Genomic DNA, 21,649 nt, shown 5'->3' with positions numbered 1-21,649 from the left:
GGCGAACGACATGAATGACTTGAGCGATATTCCTTCGGTGATGCATGAACTCGGTCGGCGCGCCCGTGCGGCGGCGGCGGACCTCGCCTTCGCCCCAGCCGAGGTCAAGCGCGCCGCGCTCGAAGCGGCGGCGGATGCGCTCGCTGCGCATGAGGCTGAAGTGCTGGAGGCCAACGCGCAGGATCTTGCCTTCGCGCGCGACAAGGGCCTGTCCGATGCGATGATCGACCGGTTGACGCTCGATGGCAGCCGTATCGCCGGAATCTGCGACAGCCTGCGTGCCGTCGCGGCGCAGGACGATCCGGTGGGGGCGACCATCGCCGAATGGGATCGGCCCACGGGTCTGCACATCCGCCGCGTGCGCACGCCGCTCGGCGTCGTTGGCGTGATCTACGAAAGCCGCCCGAACGTGACCGCCGATGCCGGGGCGCTGTGCCTCAAGTCCGGAAACGCGGTGATCCTGCGCGGCGGGTCGGAGAGCTTCCATACCTCAAGTGCGATCCACAAGTGCCTGGTGGAGGGTCTGAAATCGGCCGGGCTGCCCGAGGATGCGATCCAGCTCGTTCCGACGCGCGACCGCGCCGCGGTTTCCGAGATGCTGACCATGACACAGCATATCGACGTAATCGTTCCGCGCGGCGGCAAGGGGCTCGTGAGTCTTGTTCAGCGCGAGGCGCGGGTGCCTGTCTTTGCCCATCTCGAGGGGATCGTGCACATCTACCTCGACGCGGCTGCCGATCCCGTGAAGGCGCTCGACGTGGTGATGAACGCCAAGACCCGGCGCACCGGCATCTGCGGCGCGGCCGAATGCCTGCTGATCCATCGCGACGCGCTCGACACCATCGGGCAGGGCGTGGTGCGCGCGCTGATCGATGCCGGGGTGGAAGTGCGCGGCGACGCCACTTTGCAGGCGATCGAGGGCGTGCAGGCGGCGGCGGACGACGATTGGGGCCGCGAATATCTCGACATGATCATCGCGGCGCGGGTGGTGGACGACATCGACGCCGCGATCGGGCATATCCGAACCTACGGCTCCAGCCACACCGAGTGCATCGTCACCGAGGATGACGCGGCCGCCGCGCGTTTCTTCGAGCGGCTGGACAGCGCGATCCTGATGCGCAACGCCTCCACCCAGTTCGCCGATGGCGGGGAGTTCGGCATGGGCGCGGAGATCGGCATCGCGACGGGCAAGATGCACGCGCGCGGGCCTGTCGGGGCAGAGCAGCTGACGAGCTTCAAATACCTCGTCGAGGGGGACGGAACGACGCGGGCCTGAGCCGTTCAGACCGTCAGCGTCAGGGCGGTCTCTCCATCTTCCACCGTGATCGCGCGGCCCATTTCGGCCGCGCGGTCTGCCAGCAGCCGGAACTGTACCTCGGCCGGGGTGACGTCCTCTGCGGCCCCGTCCGTCAGGATCGACCAGAGGCCGGGTGCGTATTTGCGGGGTTCGGCCTCGGTCGTGAGGTGCCAGCGCCCGGATTGCCAGCTTGCCTGCACGAGGCCGCCGTGAGTCAGGGCGGCGTCGACGCAGAGCAACGCCAGAAGGCCCAGCTGCGCCTCCGTCCGGGGCGGGTCGCCGTCGAGCGACAGGTCCACGTCGAGCCGCTTGTCGGCGGTGACGTCGGTGAGGATCGCACGCATCTCGGACCGGCGCACCGCTTCCTCGGTACCCGCCGCACCGAAGGCGATGCGGAACAGCTTGATCCGCGCCGCCGCCGCGCGCGCCGAGGTCTCGATCAACGACATTTCCTCGGGGTCGGGCGGCATCCCGGCGGTCATCGACAGAAGCTCCACCCCGTTGTTGATCGCCCCGACCGGAGAGATCAGATCGTGGCAGATGCGCGAGCCTATCAACTGCGCCAGATCGGCGTTAGACTCCGACATCGGCGCCCCCGGACCAGCCCGCGCGTCGGGCGAAAGGAGTACGCATGGACGACCTCAATGCGATGCTGGAGCCGGGAATGCTCGTCCAGCACCCCGAACGGCCGGATTGGGGCACGGGGCAGGTACAATCCAACATCGGCGGCCGGATTACCGTGAACTTCCGCGAGGAAGGCAAGGTCGTGATCGATGGCAAACGCGTAACCCTCCTTCCCGTCTTCGAGTAGACGCTAGCGGCTCATGGTTACGCAAGGGTTAAGATCCCGGCCGCCGGATCGGTTTGCAAAAGCGCCGCCGCATGCCTAAGAGCCGTGGCGTGACCGCGTCCCAGACCAGCCGAGACCCGATGAACGTCAGCACCGCTCCCGTCTTCGCCGTGCGCCTGGCCGAGACCGAGGCGGATCTGCGGGCCGCGCAAGCCCTGCGCTACGAGGTCTTCGTCGCGGAACTGGGCGGCGGCGGCGAGGGCGTCGACCACGCCGCGCGGCTTGAGGCCGACGGCTTCGACGCCCCGGCCGATCACCTGCTGTTGATCGACGAGGCCCGTGGCGACGCGGTCGTCGGGGTCTATCGACTGATCCGGGGCGAGCAGGCGGAGGCGTTCGGCCGCTTCTACTGCGATGACGAATACGACCTCGCGCCGCTGCGCGCGTCCGGCAAGCGGCTGCTGGAGCTCGGGCGCTCCTGCCTGCATCGCGACTATCGCGGCGGGGCGGGGATGATGGCGCTCTGGCAGGCGCTCGCGGACTACGTCACGCAGCACCGCATCGACATCCTCTTCGGAGTGGCGAGCTTTCACGGCACCGACGTGGCGGCGCTCTCCCATCCGCTGTCGAACCTGCACCACCGCCACCTCGCGCCGCCGGAGCTGCGCGTACGCTCCCACTGCTTCCAGCCGATGGACCTTCTGTCGGAAGCCGAGACCGACCGCCGCCGCGCCGTGCTCGAGACGCCGGCGCTGATCAAGGCGTATCTGCGGCTCGGCGGCGTGGTGGGCGAGGGCGCCTTCGTCGACCATGCTTTCAACACCGTGGACGTGTGCCTCGTGATGGATACCGGGCGGCTGAGCGCCCGTGGCCGCGAGATCTACGGCAGAGACCGGTCGTGAGCACCTGGCGCGGGGTGCCCGACCGGCCCCCGGTGCGACCGGGCGCGGGCGGCTGGCTCCGCGCGCTGGCGCGCGGCATCCCGATGGCTCTGCTGGTCTTCGGCGGGCTTGGCGTGCTGCTTATGGTACGACTGGTGGAGCGGCCGCTCTGCGGGCCGCACCGGCCGGTCACGCCATGGATCACGCGGGGCGTCTGCACCGGGGCCGTGGCGATCCTCGGCCTGCGGCTGCGGCGACGCGGAGCGCCGATGACGGGGATCGGCGCGATGGTGGCCAACCATTCCTCGTGGCTCGACATCTTCGTGCTGAATGCCTCGGCCAACGTCGTCTTCGTGTCCAAGGCGGAGGTGGCGGGCTGGCCCGGAATCGGCTGGCTGGCGCGGGCGACCGGAACGCTGTTCATCCGGCGCGAGGCGCGCGAGGCGGCGATGCAGACCGCCCTGATCGAGGAGCGCATCACCGCGGGCCAGCACCTGCTGTTCTTTCCCGAGGGCACATCGACCGACGGCTGCCGCGTGCTCCCGTTCAAGACGACGCTGTTCCAGGCCTTCTTCGCCGACGGCCTGCGCCACGTCGCGGAGATCCAGCCCGTCACGGTGAGCTATCGTCCGCCCGAGGGCGCGCCCCACGATGCCTATGGCTGGTGGGGCGACATGTCGTTCGGTGCGAACCTGCTGGAGGTCCTGGCGATGCGGCGGCACGGCAGCGTCGATGTGCTGTTCCACGAAACGGTGCCAGTGGACGAAGTGCCCAACCGGAAGACGCTGGCCCACCGGCTCGAAACGATCGTGCGCGACGATCACGCGCCGTCGCAGATGTGATCCTAGCGCATCGCGGCGATCAGATCGCCCAGTGCGGCGGCGGCGTCCTCTTCCTGCCAGATCTCCTCGCCCAGGGCGAAGAAGTCGGTCACGGGCGCAAGGCTGCGGATGTGCTCGGCGTCGAGCCCGCCTTCGGCGACGACCGGCAGCTCGATCATCTCGCTCCACCAGGCAAAGAGCTCCGGCTCTGCCGTGCTGCCGTCGCCGAGCGCGCCGGAGACGGGGCCGAAAGCGACGTAGTCCGCGCCGGCCTCCCCCGCGTTCATGCCGGCATGGCGAGAGGTGCCGCAATGGCTGCCGACGATGGCGTCGGCGCCGAGCGCCTTGCGCGCCGCACGCACCGATCGGGCCCCGTCCGGCAGGTGCACGCCGTCGAGCCCGAGCCGCTCGGCCAGCACCACGTGCGTGTCGATGACGAGCGCGACGTCGCGCGCATGGGCGACGTCGCGGATCGCGTCGGCGGCACGCAGGATGGTGTCCTCGTCGCGCGTCGCGAGCGAAAGCCGCAGGCACGCGATAGGCGCGGCGTCGAGCACGCGCGCCAGACGGTCGGGAAAGGTGCCGAGGTCGAAGGCGGGCGGGGTGAGCAGGTAGAGTTGCGGCTCTTCTGTCTGGGCCATTGGGACGCTCCGGCAGGAATTTGCGCGGTGATAACGAAGCTGCCCGGGATTGGAAAGCGGCCGCCGCACGGTGCCGGCGCCGGTTGGGCCTCTGCGCTACGCCGGGCCGATCCGCGGGCTCCGGTGGAGGTCCGGCGAAAGGCGCTTCATCCCGATCAGGTCGAGCTTCGCGCGCTTCGGACGGGATTGCGCGAAATCCGGTCCCAGCCTTCCTCGATCACTGCGGCCATCGCCATCTCGGCTTCACGCCGCTTGCCGGCGGCGATGACGTCGGCGATGTCGCGGTGCCGCTGGGCCGATCCGGCCTTGCTGCCGGGATCCGCAGCGGGAGAACTGAGGCGCAAGGCCACGAGCATCGCGGCCTCGATCAGCGTGATGACCGTGTGGAAGAAGGCGTTCGCCGCGGCCTCGTGCACGCAGCGGTGAAATTCCAGGTCGGCGAGGGCGAAGGCCCGTTCGTCTTTCGCCTCGGCCATCGCGTCGCATTGCGCGTAGAGTGCAGCGAGCGCCTCCGGCCCCGCACGCTCGGCCGCGAGGCCGGCGGCGAAGGGCTCGAAAGAGAGCCGCATCTCGAAGAGCTGGGCCAGGAAATCGGGGCTCACGTCGCCGTCGAGATGCCAGGCCAGCACCTGCTGGTCGAACAGGTTCCAGGCCCGCCGCGGCTTCACGCGGGTGCCGACGCGGCTGCGGGGCTCGATCATGCCCTTGGCGGCGAGTGTCTTCATCGCCTCGCGCAGCACCGTGCGCGACACGCCGAAGGTCTTTGCAAGCTCCTCGTCGTTAGGCAGCAGGCTGCCCTCGGGGTACTGGCCCGCGACCATGCCGTGCCCCAACCCCTCGACCACCAGCGCGTGCGAGTTGCGCACCCCGCCGCCGTCGAGGGCCGTGCGCAGGAGGTCCGTCATGCCATCGACCGTGCGGCCTGCCGGCGCGCGTTGAGGCGCAAGAGCCCCTTTTGCAGGAGAATGAACAACAGCAGCAATGCCCCGATCACGATCTTCGTCCACCAGCTCGAGAGCGAGCCGTCGAAGACGATATAGGTCTGGATCAGCCCCATGGTCAGCACCCCGACGAGTGTTCCGAAGACGTATCCCGCCCCGCCGGTGAGGATCGTGCCGCCGATTACCACCGCGGCGATGGCGTTGAGCTCCGTCCCCACCATGGCGAGCGGATAGCCCGAGGCCGTGTAGATCGAAAACACGACGCCCGAAAGCCCCGCCATGAATCCCGAGAAGGCGTAGATCAGGATCGTCGTGCGTCCCACGTCCACGCCCATCAGCCGCGCGGTCTGTACCCCGCCGCCGAGCGCGAAGACGTTGGTGCCGAACCGCGTGCGGTGGGCAATCACCATGCCGGCACCCACCGACAGCAGCATCACCACACCGATCAGCGTCAGCCGCCCCTTGCCGGGCATCAGGTAATAGGCATCTTTCAGCACGTCGTAGAACGGATGGTCGATGGGCACGGAATCGACCGAGATCATGTAGCCGGCGCCGCGGGCCAGGAACATGCCTGCCAGCGTCACGATGAAGGGCGGCATGGCCAGCACGTGGATCAGCCCGCCCATCGCCGCGCCGAAGGCCGTGGTGATCGCCAGGAGCAGCGTGAAGACCACGAGAGGGTGCAGCCCGGTGTCGCGCAGCATAACGGCGATGAAGACGCCGGCGAAGGCGATCACGGATCCGACCGACAGGTCGATCCCGCCCGACAGGATCACGATGGTCATGCCGACCGCGGTGATCCCCAGATAGGCGTTGTCGGTCAACAAGTTGCCGATCACCCGCGTCGACAGCATCGCGGGAAACTGCAGGTAGCAGACGAGGTAGGCCAGCAGGAAGATCGCGATGGTCGCGAAAAGCGGCAGGCTGCGCGCGGTCATTCTCCGGCCTCCCTTGCGGCGGTGCGTCCGACAGGCGTTCCCCGTCGGCGCCGGGCGGCCCGCGCCATCCGGGGCGCGAGGCTCGGCGATTGCAGGACGAGGATCACCAGAACCAGTGCCGCCTTGATGACGAGGTTGAACTCCGACGGGAAGCCGGCCAGCAGGATGCCGGTGTCGATGGCCTGGATGATCATCGCTCCGAGGACCGACGCGGCGATGGAAAACCGCCCGCCCAGCAGCGAATTGCCTCCGATCACCACGGCAAGGATCGCGTCGAGTTCGAGCCAGAGGCCGGAATTGTTGGCGTCCGCGCCGCGGATGTCGGCGGTGGCGATGATGCCGGCCCAGGCGGCGCAGAAGCCCGACGCCATGTAGACCGCGATCAGCAGGACGCGGCTGTTGATGCCGGCAAGCGTGCTGGCGCGGCGGTTGATGCCGATGGATTCGATCAGCAGGCCAAGCGCCGTGCGCCGCACCAGCAGCGTGAAGAGGATCGCGGCGAGGACCCAGATCACCGCCGGCGCCGGCAGGCCGAGGATCGCGCCGGAGCCGAAGAAGGCGAATCCGTCATGGGTGAAGGTCAGGATGCGGCCCTCGGTGATGAGCTGCGCGACGCCGCGTCCGGCTGTCATCAGGATCAGCGTCGCGACGATCGGCTGGATGCCGAAGACGGCGACGAGGGTGCCGTTCCAGAGACCGGCCAGAAGCCCGGCGGCCAGCGCCACGGCGAGGGCCGGGATCAGGCCGTATCCGCTCGAGATCGCCCAGGCGGCGCAGGCACCGCAGATGGCCATGGTCGCGCCGACCGACAGGTCGATGCCCCGCGTGGCGATCACCAGCGTCATACCCACGGCCAGAAGCGCCACGGGCGCGCCGCGCTTGATCACGTCGATGATCGGCCCGACAAGGCGCCCGCGTTCGTAGTCGACCTGCAGGAACCCCGGAAAGAAGGCGGAGACCAGCAGGATCACCGCCAGAAGGGTCAGAAGCTGCGGCAGGACGCGTCGGATCGCTTGCGGCATCAGGCGGCCTCCCCGGCTTTGGCGTCGGGCGCGGCAATGGCGCGCACGATCCGGTCGGTGGCGATCTCCGTGCCGGTCAGTTCCGCGACGTGGCGCCGGTCCCGCACGACGATCACCCGGTCCGCCACCGCCACGAGCTCCTCGAGCTCCGAGGAAATGACCAGGATCGACATGCCGTCCTCTGTGACCTCCTCGATCAGGCGCAGGATTTCCGCGTGGGCGCCGACGTCGATGCCGCGCGTCGGCTCGTCGAGGATGAAGAACCGCGGGTTCATCGCCAGCCAGCGGGCCAGCACCACCTTCTGCTGGTTGCCGCCCGACAGGTCCCCGACCGCCTTCTCGGCGTCCGAGGTGCGGATATCGAGCCGCTGGATGTAGTGCTCGGCGAGGCGGTTCTGCTCTGCGCGGGGCAGGGGGCGTGCCCAGCCGCGCCGCGCCTGCAGTGCCAGCGCGATGTTCTCGCGCACCGACAGGTCGGCGACGATGCCGTCGGTCTTGCGGTCCTCGGGCGCGAAGCCGAAGCCGGCGGCAATGGCCGCGCGCGGATTGCCGAGGTCCAGCGGTCCTTCGGGTGCCCGCGCCGTGCCGGATTGCGCGGGATGCACGCCGAACAGGACTTCGGCGGTCTCAGTCCGGCCCGCGCCCAGAAGACCGGCGAGGCCCACGACCTCGCCGCGGCCGATCGACAGATCGAACGGCTCGATCTTTCCGCGCCGGCCGAAGCCATCGAAGTGCAGCGCGCGCTCATCCGGCGCGGCGGGCTGCGCCGCGTGGCGCGCGCCTTCGGTCGTCTGCTCTTCCAGTTCGTGGCCCAGCATGTGTTCGATCAGGCGCAGCCGGTCGAGGCGCGCGGTCTCCTCGGTGACGATGCGCTGGCCGTTGCGCAGGACGGTCGCGCGGTCCGCGACCTCGTAGACCTGGTCGAGGAAGTGCGAGATGAAGACGATTCCGAGGCCCCGGTCGCGCAGCCCGCGCATCACGTCGAACAGCATCGCCGTCTCGCGCGCATCGAGGCTCGCCGTCGGCTCGTCGAGGATCAGCACCTTGCCCGACAGCGCCACCGCCCGCGCGATGGCGACGAGCTGCTGCACCGCCACCGAGTAGCTGCCGAGATCGCGGCGCACGTCGACGCCGAGCCCGTATCCCGAGAGCAGTTCCTCCGCCTGGTGGCGCATGGCGCGCTGGTCGATCATGCCGAAGCGGGTCGGCTGGCGGCCGAAGGTCAGGTTCTCCGCCACCGACAGGTTCGGAAGCAGGTTCACCTCCTGGTAGACGGTGCCGATGCCGAGTGCCTGCGCCTCTTGCGTGCTGGCCGGCGAAATCGGCGCGCCGTCCAGGTGCAGCTCGCCCTCGTCGCGCTGGTAGGCGCCGGTCAGGCACTTGATCAGCGTCGACTTGCCGGCACCGTTCTCGCCCAGGAGCGCGTGGACCTCTCCGGCGCGCAGATCGAAATCGACGGCGTCGAGCGCGCGGGTGCCCGGAAACGTCTTGGTCAGGGACCGGATGGTCAGAAGCATGGCGCCCCTCCGAAACAGGGCGCGGTCCGGACCGGCCGCGGCGGCGGGCACGGACCGCGAAGAAGCCGGGGCAGGGGTGCCGCCCCGGCCTTTGCGATCACCGGATCAGTAGCCGAGATCCTTGCGGGCCTCGTATTCGGCCATCGGATCGTCGTCTTGGGTGTAGAGCTTCGACTCGGTCTGGATGAACTTCTCCGGCTCGGTGCCGTCCTCCATGTACGCCTCGAGCGCGTCGAAGGCCGGACCGGCCATGTTCGGCGTCAGCTCCACGGTCGCGTTGGCGTCGCCGTTGGCCATCGCCTGGAAGATGTCCGGCACCGCGTCGATGGACACGACGAGCACGTCCTCGCCGGGGTTCACGCCGGCTTCTTTCATGGCCTGAATCGCGCCGATCGCCATGTCGTCGTTATGGGCGTAGAGCGCGCAGATCTCGCCGCCGCCGCCTTCGGCCTGCAGGAAGCTCTCCATGACTTCCTTGCCGCCGGTGCGGGTGAAATCGCCGGTCTGGCTGCGCACGATCTCGATGTTGTCGTGGCCCTCGATGGCGTTTTCGAACCCGGTCTTGCGGTCGATCGCCGGAGAGGATCCGGTGGTGCCCTGAAGCTCAACCACGCGGCATTCGTCGTCCCCGACCGTATCCACCAGCCACTGTCCCGCGACCTCGCCCTCGTGCACGAGGTCGGAGCCGACGGCCGTCAGGTACAGATCCTCAGAGCTGTCCACCTGCCGGTCGAGCAGCACCACCGGGATCTCGGCTTCCTGGGCTTCCTCGAGCACCGAGTCCCACCCGGTCGCCACGACGGGGGCGAGCAGGATGGCATCGACGCCCTGCGCGATGAAGGACCGGATCGCCGCGATCTGGTTTTCCTGCCGCTGCTGGGCGTCCGAGAAACGCAGGTCGATGCCGCGTTCCTCTGCCTGCTGACGCGTCAGCGTGGTCTCGGCCGCGCGCCAGCCCGATTCCGATCCGATTTGCGAAAAGCCGATGGTCTGGGCCTGGGCGGCCGCACCCAGAGAGACCGCCGCGGCGGTCGCCAATAACGTCTTGATCATGATTTCCTCCCGAATTCGCCCGAGGGCTGACGCAGCGTAGTCATACAGTATGACTTATTGTCAATCTCGGATTTCGCCGGGTGCATGGCTGGACAGCGGGCAGGACCATGGGGAAAGGCGCCGCGGGCAATGGACGCCCGGCGTTTCACCTGCCACAAGAGCCGTGACAGATACGGTGTAAGGACCCCGAAGATGGAAGCACTTCTCGACGCGATCGGCGTGGTGGCACTGGTTCTTCTGGTGCTGATCGGGCTCGCCGCAGGTTACCTTGCCGGGCGGATCGCCGGGCGCAACATGCCGCTCTACCTCGCGATCGGCGTGATCGCGGCGGTGGCCACGCCGTTCATCCTCGCCGCCGTCGGGATCGGCGTGCTGGCGGCCGGGGGCCTCTTGCTGCTGATGGTGGTGGCCGCGGTCGGCGCGATCGTCGTGCTTGCGATCGTGCGGGCGCTGACCGGGCGAAGCTAGACCGCCGCGGTGCACTGGGCGGCGGGCCCCGGCCCGCCGCGCCGCGATATCAGCCGGCCGCCTTCTTGGGCGACTGCGGCAGATCGATGTTGATCTCCAGGCTCGACATCTGGTCGCCGCGCTCCATCCGGACATCGACGTCGTCGTCGGCGATCTCCACGTGCTTGCGGATCGCCGCGACGATGTCGCGCTGAAGCTTCGGCAGGTAGTCCGCCTCTCCGGACCCCGAGCCGCTGCTGCGCTCGTGGGCGAGAAGGACCTGAAGGCGGTCCTTCGCGGTGTCGGCGCTGCGGGCGCGGCGCTGTTTGCGGGCGAAGGCGAACAGGTTCATGACGCCCGCCCGAACAGCCGGTTGAAGAGGCCCGGGCGGCGCTCGCCCTCGATGCGCATCTCGACCTCGTCGCCGGTCAGGCGGCGGACCGCGTCCTCGTAGGCGCGCGAGGCCGCCGAGGGCTGGTCGAGTACCACCGGCATGCCGAGGTTCGACGCCCGCAGGATCGCCTGGCTTTCGGGGATCACGCCCAGAAGCGGCACGGCGAGGATCTCAAGCACGTCCTCGACGTTCATCATCTCGCCGGTATCGACGCGCGTCTGGTCGTGCCGTGTCAGGAGGACCTGCGCCTTCACCGGCTCGGCGCCCTCGCTCTCGGCCCGCTTGGTCTGGCTGCTGAGAAGGCCGAGCACCCGGTCGCTGTCGCGCACCGAGGACACTTCGGGGTTGGTCACGACGACCGCCTCGTCGGCGAAGTACATCGCCATCTGGGCGCCGTGCTCGATCCCTGCGGGGCTGTCGCAGACGATGTAGTCGAACTCCTTCTTGAGCTCGTCCAGCACCTTCTCGACACCCTCCTTGGTCAGCGCGTCCTTGTCGCGGGTCTGCGACGTGGGCAGGATCGACAGCGTGTCGAGCCGCTTGTCCTTGATCAGCGCCTGCTTCAGCCGCGCGTCGCCCTGGATCACGTTGATGAAGTCGAACACCACGCGGCGCTCGCACCCCATGGTCATGTCGAGGTTACGCAGGCCGACGTCGAAGTCGATCACGACCGTGCGGTATCCCTGCTTGGCCAGCCCGGCCGAGATCGCCGCGGCGGACGTCGTCTTGCCGACGCCGCCCTTGCCGGACGTGATCACGACGACCCGGCCGAGGGGCGGCTCCTGCTTCAGATCGCTCGTCATCCAATGACCTCCATGCGCAATCTCTCGTCCTCCAGATAGATATGTGTGGGGCGTTCGCGGAACGTGTCCTCCAGCGTCTCGCTGGTCTGGTAGAGGCCGGCGATAGCCACCAGTTCGGCGTCGAGACTCTGGCAGAAGATCCGCGCGCTTTCGTCGCCATGGGCGCCGGCCATGGCGCGGCCGCGCAGCCTTCCGTAGACGTGGATATTGCCGCCGGCCACCAGCTCCGCGCCCGATCCGACCGATCCGATCACCGTCAGGTCGCCGCTGTCGCAGACCACCGTCTGGCCCGACCGCACCGTCCCGCGCACGAGCTTGTTCTCGACACCGAGCTTGGCGCCGCGCGAGCGGCGGGCGCCGGGAGTCTCGGAGGGCAGCGGTGCGTCCTTGCCCGCGGCCACCGGGATCAGCCCGAGATCCTGCAGCGCGTCCTCGGAGAGATCCGCGGCCGCCTGCACGCCGAAGACGCGCAGCTTGCGACGCCGCAGGTTCGCCACGAGCGATCCGAGCCGCCCGGCCTGCGCCAGCGCCGGCGCGTGCGACAGGTCGAGCACCATCGGCGCGCCGTCGAAGAAGTGCGGCGTCTTTTGCAACTGCTCGTCGAGCTGCGAATAGAACGCGGCATCGTCGCCGCCCGGTTCGACACGCAGCGACAGGGCCGTGAGAAACCGGCCGCGGATCTGGAAATGGGATATCTGGGCCGGCATGTCCCCATGCCGGGCCTGGGCGTATCGGTGAGACACGTCGGACCGCTGCTCCTGCTCGCTGGCGGATCGCGACTCAGGGGCCGCACCGCTCTTGTTGGATCGAGACATTCTCATGGAATCGGGCCGGCGCGAAAGGCGCTTTGCGCGACGTCAGCGAGAACCCGCCATCCGGAAAAAAGTGTTTCGGGCACAACCCGAAGCACCATGCATTTGGCTTGCCGGCGCGCTGGCGGGCAGGCCGGGCAAGCCCCCGAGCTGATGTCACGATCCCGCCGGCGGCCGCATCCGCGCGCCGGCCGTCAGAGCGCGATCTCGTCGCCCGAGTCCATGTCGGCGCCGCGAACGCGCAGGAGGCGATGCTCCCCGGCGGGCAGGATCACCCGCGCGGTGCCGAGCACCGGCTCGCGGTTGCCGTGCTGCTGCCAGTCCAGCGACAGCGTCTCGCCGCCCTCCAAGGTGAAGGCCAGAAGGCTGTGCGGAGCGTCCTCGCTGATCCCGTCATCCTCGTAGAGAACGCCGCAGCCCGCAGCGCCTTCGGGCGCCGGGAAAAGGTGAAGCTGCCGCTCTGCCTCCGCGCCAGGATCGGCGCGCATGGCGCCGCCCGACATCGGCAGCACCGCACCCGCGCGGACGAAGAGCGGCACGGAGCCGAGGCCGACCTTCTGCACCACGACCTCGCCCGGCTGGTGCCAGGTCCCGGCGTGGAAATCCCACCAGCCGGTGCCGTTGAGCGGCAGGTGCACCGTCCGCTCCGTCGCGCCTTCGTCGAGGACGTTTGCGACCAGCAGATCGCGGCCAAGCAGGAACTCGTCGCGCTCTTCCCACGCCGCCGGATCGTCCGGGTGGTCGAGGAAGAGCGGCCGCAGCATCGGCTCGTCCTGCGTCACCGCCTGCCAAAGGCAGGTGTAGAGGTAGGGCAGGAGCCGGTAGCGCAGCGCCAGCGCGTCGCGGATCTGCGGCAGCACCTCGGGATACATCCACGGCTCGTTAACCGTGCCGTCGTCGTTCCACGAATGGATCGTGAAGCGCGGATGGAAGATGCCGTTCTGCACCCAGCGCAGGAACAGCTCCGGCCCCGGGCGCGGGCCGGCAAAGCCGCCGACGTCGTGGCCGATGTTGTAAAAGCCCGACAGGCTCATGCCGAGCCCGGTGCGGATGTTGTAGCGGATCGTCTTCCAGTCGGTGCGGTTGTCGCCCGACCAGGTCTGCGCATGCCGCTGAAGCCCCGGCGCGCCCGACCGCGAGATGAGGTAGGGGCGCCGGCCTGGCGCATGGGCGCGCTGCGCCTCTTCGGAGGCGCGGGTCATCAGGATCGGCATGACCGGCCGGATGAGGCCGATATCGACCGGATCGCCGAAACCGTCGCAGCGCGCCTTGCGGTCCCAGATCTCGTATTCGTTGTTGTCGTTCCAGGTCGACCCGATGCCGTGTTCAAGAAGCTGACGGGTCACGCCCTCCTTCCACCATGTCACCGCATCGGCATTGGTGAAATCGAGGTGAGAGCCCTCGTCGTCCCAGAAGCTCGACCGCTCGGGCTGGTCCGGTGCCTCGCTGTCGCGCACGAAAAGGCCCGCCTTCGCCACCTCGTCGTAGCGCGGATGGTCCTGCAGGAGGCACGGCTTGATGTTGGCGATGAGATGCACGCCCGCGTCGCGGAACTTCGCGGTCATCGCGTCCACGTCCGGTACCTTTTCGGTGTTCCAGTTGAAGACGTAGCGCTTCGGCCCGATGGAGGTGTAGCCCGACGACATCTGGAAGCTGTCGCAGGGGATGTCGTGCTCCTCGATCCGGGTCAGGAACCCTTCGAGCTGCGCCTGCGCGTCGGGCGCGTCGGTGTAGCTCATGGTGGAGCCGGAATAGCCCAGCGTCCAGCGCGGCGGGAAGGCGGTTCCGCCGGTCAGCCGCACCTGGCCCTTCACGAGGTCCAGCATCTGCGGCGCCCAGCGGACATAGTAGTCGAGATCGCCGTCCTCGGCCCGGACCCCGCGATAGGCGAGGTGGTAATTGTCGAGCTCGTTGCCGAGGTCGAACCAGCACGAGGCGAGGTTGTCGTAGAAGATCGACCAGGCGCCGGCGCCTTCGGTCTGGGTCATCGTGAACGGCACGTGCTTGTAGAGCGGATCGGTCGTCTCCGCGTCGTAACCCATGGCGTCGAGATTGCGCATCTCGTAACGCTTGCCGGTCCGCTCCAGATCGCCCGCCTTTTCGCCGAGGCCGTGAATCCGTTCACCGGGATAGCGGCGCAGGAAATGGCCGTGGCGGTGATCGTCGGTGCCCATCAGCGTGCCGCCGGTCGGGCGTTCCTCGGTGAAGGGGACCCATTCATCGCCGATCCACGCAGCCCAGCAGAGCTGCAGCGGCGTGCGGATCGTCAACTGCAGCCGCGCGGTCTCGATCTCGAGAGCGTCGCCTTCGCGGATCGTCACCGCCGGGCAGGAAAAGCCCGACAGGTCGTCGCGCGCGCGCCCTTCCCATGGCATCGCGCCGCCCGGCGCGACGGTCCAGGTGCGGTCCAGCCGCCAGGCGCCGTTCTTCAGAAGCGACACCCGGATCAGGTCGTCCTCCAGCGCGCGGATGCGCAGGATGTGCCGGCCCTCGACCAGAAGATCGCAGCCCGCGTCGTGACGGTCGTGGAGGGTCCAGTTGCGCAGAGTCTTCATGAGCCGTATCCAAGCAGAACGCGCGGCAGGAAGAGGCTGATCTCGGGCACGTAGGTCACCACGAGCAGCAGCGTCACCAGCACCGCGTAGAGGGGAAGAAGCGGGCGGATCACCTTGGCGATGGAGGTCCCCCCGACGGAGCAACCGACAAAGAGCGCGGAGCCGACGGGCGGCGTGCAGATGCCGATGCAGAGGTTGAAGGTCATCACGATGCCGAAATGCACCGGGTCCATCCCGAGATCGCCCACCACCGGCATGAAGATCGGCGTGAAGATCAAGAGCGCCGGTGTCATGTCCATGAACGTGCCGATCAAGAGGAGCGTGACGTTGATCGCAAGGAGGATCGCCAGCGGATTGTCCGAGATGCCGAGCAGCAGATCGGAGATCGTGTTCGGGATCATCCCGAAGGCCATCGCCCGGCTCATCGCGATGGACGCGCCGATCATCAGCAGCACGACCGACGTCGTGACGGCCGATTCCATGATGATCCGGGGCAGGTCGCGCACGCTGATCTCGCGGTACCAGACAAGCGCGAGGACCAGCGCGTAGATCACCGCCGCGGCCGACGCCTCGGTCGCCGTGAAGATGCCCGAGATGATGCCGCCCATGATGACGACGATCAGGCCCAGCGGCAGGATCGCGTCGCGCGCCGCGCGGAACACCTCGCCCCGGCTGGGGCGGGGGGAGACGGGGTAGCCGCGCCGCTTGGCGATGATGCCGGCGACCAGCATCAGCCCGCCGCCCATCAGCAGCCCCGGCAGGTATCCCGCGACGAACAGCGCCGCGATGGAGGTGCCGCCGGTGATCAGCGAGTAGATGATGAGCGTAGCCGACGGCGGGATCAAAAGGCCGGTGGGGCAGGAGGCGATGTTGACCGCCGCCGAATAGCTCCGGTCGTAACCTTCGCGCTCCTGCAGGGGCGCCATGACGCCGCCGACCGCCGCGGCGGAGGCAACGGCCGAGCCCGAGATCGCGCCGAACATCATGTTGGCGATGACGTTGCAATGGGCCAGCGCGCCGGGCAGGCGGCCGGCCAGAACCTTGGCGAAGTCGATCAGCCGCAGCGCGATGCCGCCGCGGTTCATGATGTTGCCCGCCAGGATGAAGAACGGGATCGCCAGCAGCGTGAAGCTGTCGAGCCCCGACGCCATCTGCTGGGCGACGATGAAGATCGACTGCTCGAAGCTCATGAACAGAAGGAAGGTCAGCGTCGCCGCGGACCCGATGGCGAAGGCGATCGGCACGCCCATCGCCATGAAGACGACGAAGGAGCCGAACAGGACCCAGATCGCGTAGCTCACGTGCGCCTCCTCATTCCAGCGGCAGGTCGACCTCGCCCTCGGCGCCCGGCAGGCGCCCCCGGGCGATTTCGGCGAAGAAGAGGGCGCAGTAATACACGATCACCGCGCCCGAGAACGGGATGGCCCCGTAGACCCAGCCCATGGAGATGCGCAGCGCCGGGGTCACCTGGCCGGAGGCCAAGGTGCGCGCGACCAGCGTGCTGCCGCCCCAGACCATCACGATCGCCGCGAACACCGCGACGACGGTCAGGATCGACGCTTCGGAGGCGAGCTTCGCCCGGCCCTTCAGCGAGTCGGTCAGAAGGTCGATGGCGAGGTGCCGCCGCGCGCCGAATGTGTAGGCGCCGCCGATCAGGGCGAGCCACATGAACAGGAAGCGGGCGATCTCGTCGGTCAGCACGCTGGGTGTTCCGAAGACGTAGCGGCTGACCACCTGCCAGCTCACGCAGACGACGAGCGTGGCGAAGATCGCGATGATGATGACCCGCAGGGAGACGTCGACTGCCGATTTCATGGCGTGCCTCGCCGCACCGTGCGTCTATGTCCGTGAAGTGCCGACATCTCGCCTCCTCCCCGTGCCGAGAATTTCGCGCAACCTTTCAGTCACGGGCGCTTTGGTCAACCAATTTACACAAACCGGTTGACTAGATGGCGCGGTCGCAGCCATGTTCCGGTTGATTGGTCGACCAGTCTGGGCGACCAGATCTTGCGACATTCCGGGAGGACACCATGAAATTTAACGCTCTTTTCGCGACGACAGCCGTCGCGGCGCTGGCCACGGCGGCCCAGGCCGACACGCTGCGTCTCAACCACAACAATCCCGAGGATCACCCCACGCACGTCTCCATGCAGTTCATGGCCGACCGCGTGTCCGAGCTGACCGACGGTGAGGTGCAGATCCAGATCTTCCCCAACGGGCAACTCGGCACCCAGCGCGAATCGATGGAGCTGCTGCAGAACTGCTCGCTCGAGATGGCGCGGTCCAACGCCTCCGAGCTCGAAGCGTTCGAGGAAAGCTACTCGGCCATCAACCTGCCCTACATCTTCGATTCCGAAGATCACTTCGAACAGGTGATCTCGGGCGAGATCGGCCAGGACATCCTTGCCGCGTCGGAAGACAACGGCTTCCGCGGCGTGGCCTTCCTGACCGAGGGCGCGCGGTCGTTCTACGGCCAGAAGCCGATCCTGTCGCCGGCCGACCTCGACGGCGTGAAGGTGCGCGTGCAGCCGTCGCCGTCGGCGATCCGGATGGTCGAGCTGCTCGGCGGCAACCCCACGCCGATCTCCTGGGGCGAGCTTTACAGCGCCCTGCAGCAGGGTGTCGTCGACGCGGCCGAGAACAACCCGACCGCACTGACCTCCGCACGCCATGGCGAGGTCGTGTCGGACTTCTCGCTCGACGAGCACACGATCATTCCGTCGGTCGTCCTGATCTCCAACTGCGCCTGGGACAACATGAGCGAGGCGGAGCAGGAGGCGCTGATGACCGCCGCCGCCGAAATGCAGGAGCGTCACGGCGAGGATTGGGCAGAAGCCTCCGATGCGGCCATCGAGCAGGCCAAAAGCGAGCTCGGCGTCGAGGTGCACGAGGTCGACAAGGCCCCCTTCGTCGAGGTTGTGCAGCCGATGTACGACGAGGTCGCGTCCCAGTCCGACACCGTGGCCGACCTGATCGAGCGCATCCAGGCCGCCGCGGGCGACGGCTCGGGCTCCTGAGCCGGCCATGCTCGAACGATCCGACATCGCGGAGAACGCGCTGCAGGCGCTGCATGACGAGGCCTATGACCGGCCCTTCAACCTGCAGAACCTGAATGCGGATACGATGATCTTCACCGGGGGCCGGCAAAGCCGGTCCTTGGATGGGGACTGGCTGTTCTGCGTGGACCTTCTCGATACCGGGCTCAGGCAGAAATGGTACGCCATGACGCCGTCCCGCCCGGAGGATCGGATCGAGCCGTGGGATTACGACCCCCACGAGGGCGAGACGGTGCCGGTCCCGTCGTGCTGGCAGATGCTCAAGGAGAAGTGGTACTTCTTCGAGGGCTCGGCCTGGTACAGCCGGCCGGTCACCGTGGACCCCCTGGACAAGGGGCGGCGCCGTTTCCTGCGGATCGGCGCCGCGCAATACGATTGCAAGGTGTTCGTGAACGGCGCCTTCCTCGGCAACCATTACGGCGGCTCGACCCCGTTCTGCGTCGAGGTGACAGACGCGCTGGCGGAGGGCGAGAACTGGATCATGCTCTGCGTGAACAACACGCGGACGCTGGACCGGGTGCCGATGCGCAATACCGACTGGTTCAATTACGGCGGCGTCTACCGCGAGGTTGAGCTGTTCGAGACGCCGGAGACGGTAATCCGAGATCTCTTCGTGCGGCTCGACGGCGGCAAGATCCGTGTCAGCATGACAGCCGACGGCCCCGCCGAAGCCGCGCGGATCGAGATCCCCGAGCTTGGCATCGATGCTTCGATCGCGCTGTCCGGCGGGCAGGGGGAGGCGGCGTTCGATGCCGCGCCGGACCTCTGGTCGCCGGAGACGCCGCGCCTGTACGACGTGACCTGCACCGTGGGCGAGGACATCGTGCGCGACCGCGTCGGATTCCGCACGGTCGAGCGGCGCGGCACCGACATCGTGCTCAACGGCAAGCCGCTTTTCCTGCGCGGCATCTCCGTCCACGAGGACGACGCGGAGACCGGCAAGCTCACGAGCGAGGCCGATATCCGCCGCCGCTTCGAACACGCGCTAGAGCTTGGCTGCAACTTCGTCCGGCTCGCGCATTACCCGCATCACGAACGCGCGCCGCAGATCGCCGACGAGATGGGCCTGCTGCTCTGGGAGGAAATCCCGGTCTACTGGGCCATCGACTTTGCCAACCCCGACACCCGGGCCGACGCGACCAACCAGTTGCGCGAGCTCATCCGCCGTGACCGCAACCGGGCGAGCGTTGCGATCTGGTCCATCGGCAACGAGAACCCCGACACCGATGCGCGCCTGTCTTTCATGCGCCACCTCGCGGACACGTGCCGCGCGGAGGACCCGACGCGCCTGATCGGCGCGGCCTGCCTCGTCAATCACCGCAAGCTGAAGATCGAGGATCGGCTCGCCGCGCATATCGACGTGATCGGGATCAACGAATATTACGGCTGGTATGACGAGAATTTCGACGAACTGGCCGTGATCGGAGAGAACTCCGCCCCCGACCGGCCAGTGGTCATCTCCGAGACCGGCGCGGACGGCGACCACGAGGCCGGGCCCGAGACGGGCCTGTTCTCCGTCGCCTACCAGGCCGAGGTCTACGAGAAGCAGATCGCGACGCTGCGCACGCTCGATTACGTCAAGGGCATGTCACCCTGGATCCTCTACGATTTCCGGGTCGAGCGGCGCCAGAACGTGTTCCAGCGCGGCTGGAACCGCAAGGGTCTGATCGCGGCCGACAAGCGCACGAAGAAGCCCGCATTCCACGTCCTCGCGGCGCATTACGCCGAGCGCCGCGCGACCGAGGAGACCGGGCAATGACCGGCCGGCGGCAATACCAGGACGTCGCGCAGGCCATCCGCGGGCTGATCGCGGATGCGCGTCTCGGAGAGGGCGACCGCCTGCCGCCCGAGCGCGGGCTGTCGGAGCGGCTGAACGTGTCCCGCTCTCTCGTGCGGGAGGCGCTTATCCTGCTGGAGATCGAGGGCGCGGTGGAGGTCCGCAAGGGCTCCGGCGTCTACGTCTCGGTGGCTGCGCCCGAGACGGCTGCGCCTGTGCGCGACGATATCGGGCCGTTCGAGCTCTTGCAGGCGCGCCAGCTCGTAGAGGCCGAGATCGCAGGCTTTGCCGCGCGAAACGTCACCAAGTCCGACATCCTGCATCTGCGCGAGGCGCTGGAACGCGAACGCGCCGACCTTGCGCGCGGCGACGCCGATTATTCCGGCGACCGCGAGTTCCACCGGCTCGTGGCGCAGGCCACCCAGAACTCTGTCCTGGTGGATATGGTCGAGGAGCTGTGGCGCAAGCGCGAGCAGAGCCCGATGTGGGCCAAGCTGCACAACCGCATCTTCGAGACGACGTACCGTCGGTCCTGGCTGGACGACCACGAGGCCGTTCTCGCCGGTCTTCAGGCGCGCAACGAGGGGGCGGCCCGCGCGGCGATGTGGCGCCATCTCGGCAATGTGCGGGACACGCTGATGACGCTCTCGGATGTCGATGATCCGTCCTTCGACGGGTACCTGTTCGAGCCGGTCACGCGGACCGGCTGACCCCAAGCCGCATCGCGAAAGAGGAAATACATTCCATGATCGAATCCTGGCGCTGGTTCGGCCCCGACGACCCCGTGACCCTCTCCGACATCCGGCAGGCCGGGGCGCGCGGCATCGTCACCGCGCTGCACGGCCAGCCGGCCGGCACGGTCTGGACGAAAGACGAGGTCGCAGCGCGGCAGGAGATGATCGCCAATGCCGGGCTCGACTGGAATGTGGTCGAGAGCATTCCGGTGCACGAGGACATCAAGACCGGTGCGCCGGGCTGGCAGGCCCATGCAGACGCCTGGGCCGAAAGCCTGCGCGCCGTGGGTGCGGCCGGCATCGGCACCGTCTGCTACAATTTCATGCCGGTGCTGGACTGGACGCGCACCGACCTTTCGCACGCATTGGAGGACGGCGCGCGCTGCCTGCGTTACGACGCCGTCGATGCGGCGGTCTTCGACATCCATGTCCTCGCCCGCGACGTCGCGGCGGCCGATCACCGGCCCGATATCGCCGAAGAGGCGGCGAAGCGGGCCGCGTCTCTGGGCGATGCGGGTCGGAAGCGGCTCACGGACACGATCATCGCCGGGCTGCCGGGGGCCGAGGAAAGCTGGACGCTGGAGGCGTTCCGCGACCGCATCGCCGCCTATCGCGGCATCGGGGCCGAGGGGCTGCGCGCCAACCTCTTCGCCTTCCTCGACCGCGTGCTGCCGGCGGCGGAAGAAGCGGGCGTGAAGCTCGCCATCCACCCCGACGACCCGCCGTTCCCGCTGTTCGGTCTGCCGCGGGTGGTGTCGACCGAATCCGATCTTGCCGCCATCCTGGCGCACGCGGACACTCCGGCGAACGGTCTGACCTTCTGCACCGGCTCGCTTGGCGTGCGTGCCGACAACGACCTGCCGCGCATGATCGACCGCTTCGGAAACCGGGTGCATTTCCTTCACCTGCGCTCTACCCGGCGGGAAGCGGACGGCATCAGCTTCCACGAGGCCGAGCATCTCGGCGGCGATGCGGGCCTCGTGGAGATCGTGCGCCGCGCGCTCAGCCTAGAAGCGCGGCGCGGCGCGGCGATCCCCATGCGCCCCGACCACGGCCACATGATCGCCTGGGACCGGGAGCGGGGAATGCGCGCCGGCTATCCCTATATCGGACGGCTGCGCGGGCTGGCCGAGCTGCGCGGCGTGGCGGCGGCGTTGGCGTCCTAGCGTG

General features: G+C 68.2%; 22 protein-coding genes. 9 read left to right on the top strand and 13 right to left on the bottom strand.

What is annotated here, in order from left to right; all coding sequences use genetic code 11:
- The first annotated feature begins 10 nt into the window (after positions 1-10).
- Positions 11-1,276 (top strand): glutamate-5-semialdehyde dehydrogenase, encoded by a 1,266-nt coding sequence (locus tag F3H57_RS13010; protein ID WP_149756342.1) that lies wholly within the window; start codon positions 11-13, stop codon positions 1,274-1,276.
- Positions 1,277-1,281: 5 nt separating this feature from the next.
- Here the strand turns inward: F3H57_RS13010 and F3H57_RS13005 are convergent, their stop codons facing one another.
- Positions 1,282-1,884: a histidine phosphotransferase family protein gene (locus F3H57_RS13005; protein ID WP_149756341.1), complete on the bottom strand. Its 603-nt coding sequence runs from the start codon at positions 1,882-1,884 to the stop codon at positions 1,282-1,284.
- Between the two features lie 44 nt (positions 1,885-1,928).
- On the opposite strand from F3H57_RS13005, the gene F3H57_RS13000 reads away from it, so the two are divergent.
- The 3 genes from F3H57_RS13000 to F3H57_RS12990 all read left to right on the top strand — a co-directional run bounded on the left by F3H57_RS13000 (position 1,929) and on the right by F3H57_RS12990 (position 3,810).
- The gene (locus tag F3H57_RS13000; RefSeq protein ID WP_149756340.1) at positions 1,929-2,108 is read left to right on the top strand and encodes a DUF3553 domain-containing protein; all 180 of its coding nucleotides are present in this window, start codon (positions 1,929-1,931) and stop codon (positions 2,106-2,108) included.
- A 119-nt stretch (positions 2,109-2,227) separates the two neighbouring features.
- Positions 2,228-2,989 carry a GNAT family N-acetyltransferase gene (locus F3H57_RS12995; RefSeq protein ID WP_149756364.1) on the top strand — a complete coding sequence of 254 codons (762 nt, stop codon included), beginning with the start codon at positions 2,228-2,230 and terminating at the stop codon, positions 2,987-2,989.
- Entirely contained in the window at positions 2,986-3,810 is an 825-nt protein-coding gene (locus tag F3H57_RS12990) for a lysophospholipid acyltransferase family protein (RefSeq protein WP_149756339.1), read from the top strand. The genes F3H57_RS12995 and F3H57_RS12990 overlap by 4 nt, the downstream gene beginning before the upstream one ends.
- Positions 3,811-3,812: 2 nt before the next feature.
- Here F3H57_RS12990 and F3H57_RS12985 read toward each other — a convergent pair whose 3' ends face one another.
- The 6 genes from F3H57_RS12985 to ytfQ form a co-directional block, all read right to left on the bottom strand.
- Positions 3,813-4,430 carry a thiamine phosphate synthase gene (locus tag F3H57_RS12985; protein ID WP_149756338.1) on the bottom strand — a complete coding sequence of 206 codons (618 nt, stop codon included), beginning with the start codon at positions 4,428-4,430 and terminating at the stop codon, positions 3,813-3,815.
- A 155-nt stretch (positions 4,431-4,585) separates the two neighbouring features.
- A complete protein-coding gene (locus F3H57_RS12980) occupies positions 4,586-5,335 on the bottom strand; it encodes a FadR/GntR family transcriptional regulator (RefSeq protein ID WP_149756337.1) in 750 nt (249 codons plus the stop codon).
- Positions 5,332-6,309, bottom strand: a complete 978-nt coding sequence (gene yjfF / locus F3H57_RS12975; RefSeq protein WP_149756336.1) for a galactofuranose ABC transporter, permease protein YjfF — start codon at positions 6,307-6,309, stop codon at positions 5,332-5,334. The genes F3H57_RS12980 and yjfF overlap by 4 nt, the downstream gene beginning before the upstream one ends.
- Complete coding sequence (locus F3H57_RS12970; protein WP_149756335.1) at positions 6,306-7,331, bottom strand: ABC transporter permease; 1,026 nt, start codon at positions 7,329-7,331, stop codon at positions 6,306-6,308. Before F3H57_RS12970 ends, yjfF begins: the two co-directional genes overlap by 4 nt.
- Complete coding sequence (locus F3H57_RS12965; protein ID WP_149756334.1) at positions 7,331-8,848, bottom strand: sugar ABC transporter ATP-binding protein; 1,518 nt, start codon at positions 8,846-8,848, stop codon at positions 7,331-7,333. Before F3H57_RS12965 ends, F3H57_RS12970 begins: the two co-directional genes overlap by 1 nt.
- A gap of 105 nt (positions 8,849-8,953) precedes the next feature.
- On the bottom strand, positions 8,954-9,901 hold the full coding sequence (gene ytfQ / locus F3H57_RS12960) for a galactofuranose ABC transporter, galactofuranose-binding protein YtfQ (protein ID WP_149756333.1): 948 nt from the start codon (positions 9,899-9,901) through the stop codon (positions 8,954-8,956).
- Between the two features lie 192 nt (positions 9,902-10,093).
- Between ytfQ and F3H57_RS12955 the strand changes: the two genes are divergently transcribed.
- A complete protein-coding gene (locus tag F3H57_RS12955) occupies positions 10,094-10,369 on the top strand; it encodes a GlsB/YeaQ/YmgE family stress response membrane protein (RefSeq protein WP_149756332.1) in 276 nt (91 codons plus the stop codon).
- Between the two features lie 49 nt (positions 10,370-10,418).
- Here F3H57_RS12955 and minE read toward each other — a convergent pair whose 3' ends face one another.
- From minE to F3H57_RS12925, 6 genes are all read right to left on the bottom strand, one after another.
- Positions 10,419-10,700 carry a cell division topological specificity factor MinE gene (gene minE, locus F3H57_RS12950; protein WP_188129682.1) on the bottom strand — a complete coding sequence of 94 codons (282 nt, stop codon included), beginning with the start codon at positions 10,698-10,700 and terminating at the stop codon, positions 10,419-10,421.
- Positions 10,697-11,545 carry a septum site-determining protein MinD gene (gene minD / locus F3H57_RS12945; protein ID WP_149756331.1) on the bottom strand — a complete coding sequence of 283 codons (849 nt, stop codon included), beginning with the start codon at positions 11,543-11,545 and terminating at the stop codon, positions 10,697-10,699. Before minD ends, minE begins: the two co-directional genes overlap by 4 nt.
- Positions 11,542-12,252, bottom strand: coding sequence for a septum site-determining protein MinC (minC, locus tag F3H57_RS12940; RefSeq protein WP_149756330.1), 711 nt, complete (start codon positions 12,250-12,252; stop codon positions 11,542-11,544). The genes minD and minC overlap by 4 nt, the downstream gene beginning before the upstream one ends.
- A 299-nt stretch (positions 12,253-12,551) precedes the next feature.
- Positions 12,552-14,912, bottom strand: a complete 2,361-nt coding sequence (locus tag F3H57_RS12935; RefSeq protein WP_149756329.1) for a glycoside hydrolase family 31 protein — start codon at positions 14,910-14,912, stop codon at positions 12,552-12,554.
- The gene (locus F3H57_RS12930; protein ID WP_149756328.1) at positions 14,909-16,213 is read right to left on the bottom strand and encodes a TRAP transporter large permease; all 1,305 of its coding nucleotides are present in this window, start codon (positions 16,211-16,213) and stop codon (positions 14,909-14,911) included. The genes F3H57_RS12935 and F3H57_RS12930 overlap by 4 nt, the downstream gene beginning before the upstream one ends.
- Positions 16,214-16,223: 10 nt before the next feature.
- A complete protein-coding gene (locus F3H57_RS12925; protein ID WP_149756327.1) occupies positions 16,224-16,727 on the bottom strand; it encodes a TRAP transporter small permease in 504 nt (167 codons plus the stop codon).
- A 215-nt stretch (positions 16,728-16,942) separates the two neighbouring features.
- On the opposite strand from F3H57_RS12925, the gene F3H57_RS12920 reads away from it, so the two are divergent.
- The 4 genes from F3H57_RS12920 to uxuA are packed head-to-tail and all read left to right on the top strand — an operon-like array spanning position 16,943 to position 21,645.
- Positions 16,943-17,929 carry a TRAP transporter substrate-binding protein gene (locus F3H57_RS12920; RefSeq protein ID WP_149756326.1) on the top strand — a complete coding sequence of 329 codons (987 nt, stop codon included), beginning with the start codon at positions 16,943-16,945 and terminating at the stop codon, positions 17,927-17,929.
- A 7-nt stretch (positions 17,930-17,936) separates the two neighbouring features.
- On the top strand, positions 17,937-19,727 hold the full coding sequence (locus F3H57_RS12915) for a glycoside hydrolase family 2 protein (protein WP_149756325.1): 1,791 nt from the start codon (positions 17,937-17,939) through the stop codon (positions 19,725-19,727).
- The gene (locus F3H57_RS12910; RefSeq protein ID WP_149756324.1) at positions 19,724-20,455 is read left to right on the top strand and encodes an FCD domain-containing protein; all 732 of its coding nucleotides are present in this window, start codon (positions 19,724-19,726) and stop codon (positions 20,453-20,455) included. Before F3H57_RS12915 ends, F3H57_RS12910 begins: the two co-directional genes overlap by 4 nt.
- 35 nt (positions 20,456-20,490) lie before the next feature.
- Positions 20,491-21,645, top strand: a complete 1,155-nt coding sequence (uxuA, locus tag F3H57_RS12905) for a mannonate dehydratase (RefSeq protein WP_149756323.1) — start codon at positions 20,491-20,493, stop codon at positions 21,643-21,645.
- Positions 21,646-21,649: the final 4 nt, after the last annotated feature.

It is taken from the genome of Roseivivax sediminis, from assembly GCF_900112685.1.
Lineage (GTDB): Bacteria > Pseudomonadota > Alphaproteobacteria > Rhodobacterales > Rhodobacteraceae > Roseivivax > Roseivivax sediminis.
The sequence above is the reverse complement of the archived record's forward strand: the minus strand, read 5'-3'. Positions and strand labels throughout refer to the sequence as shown.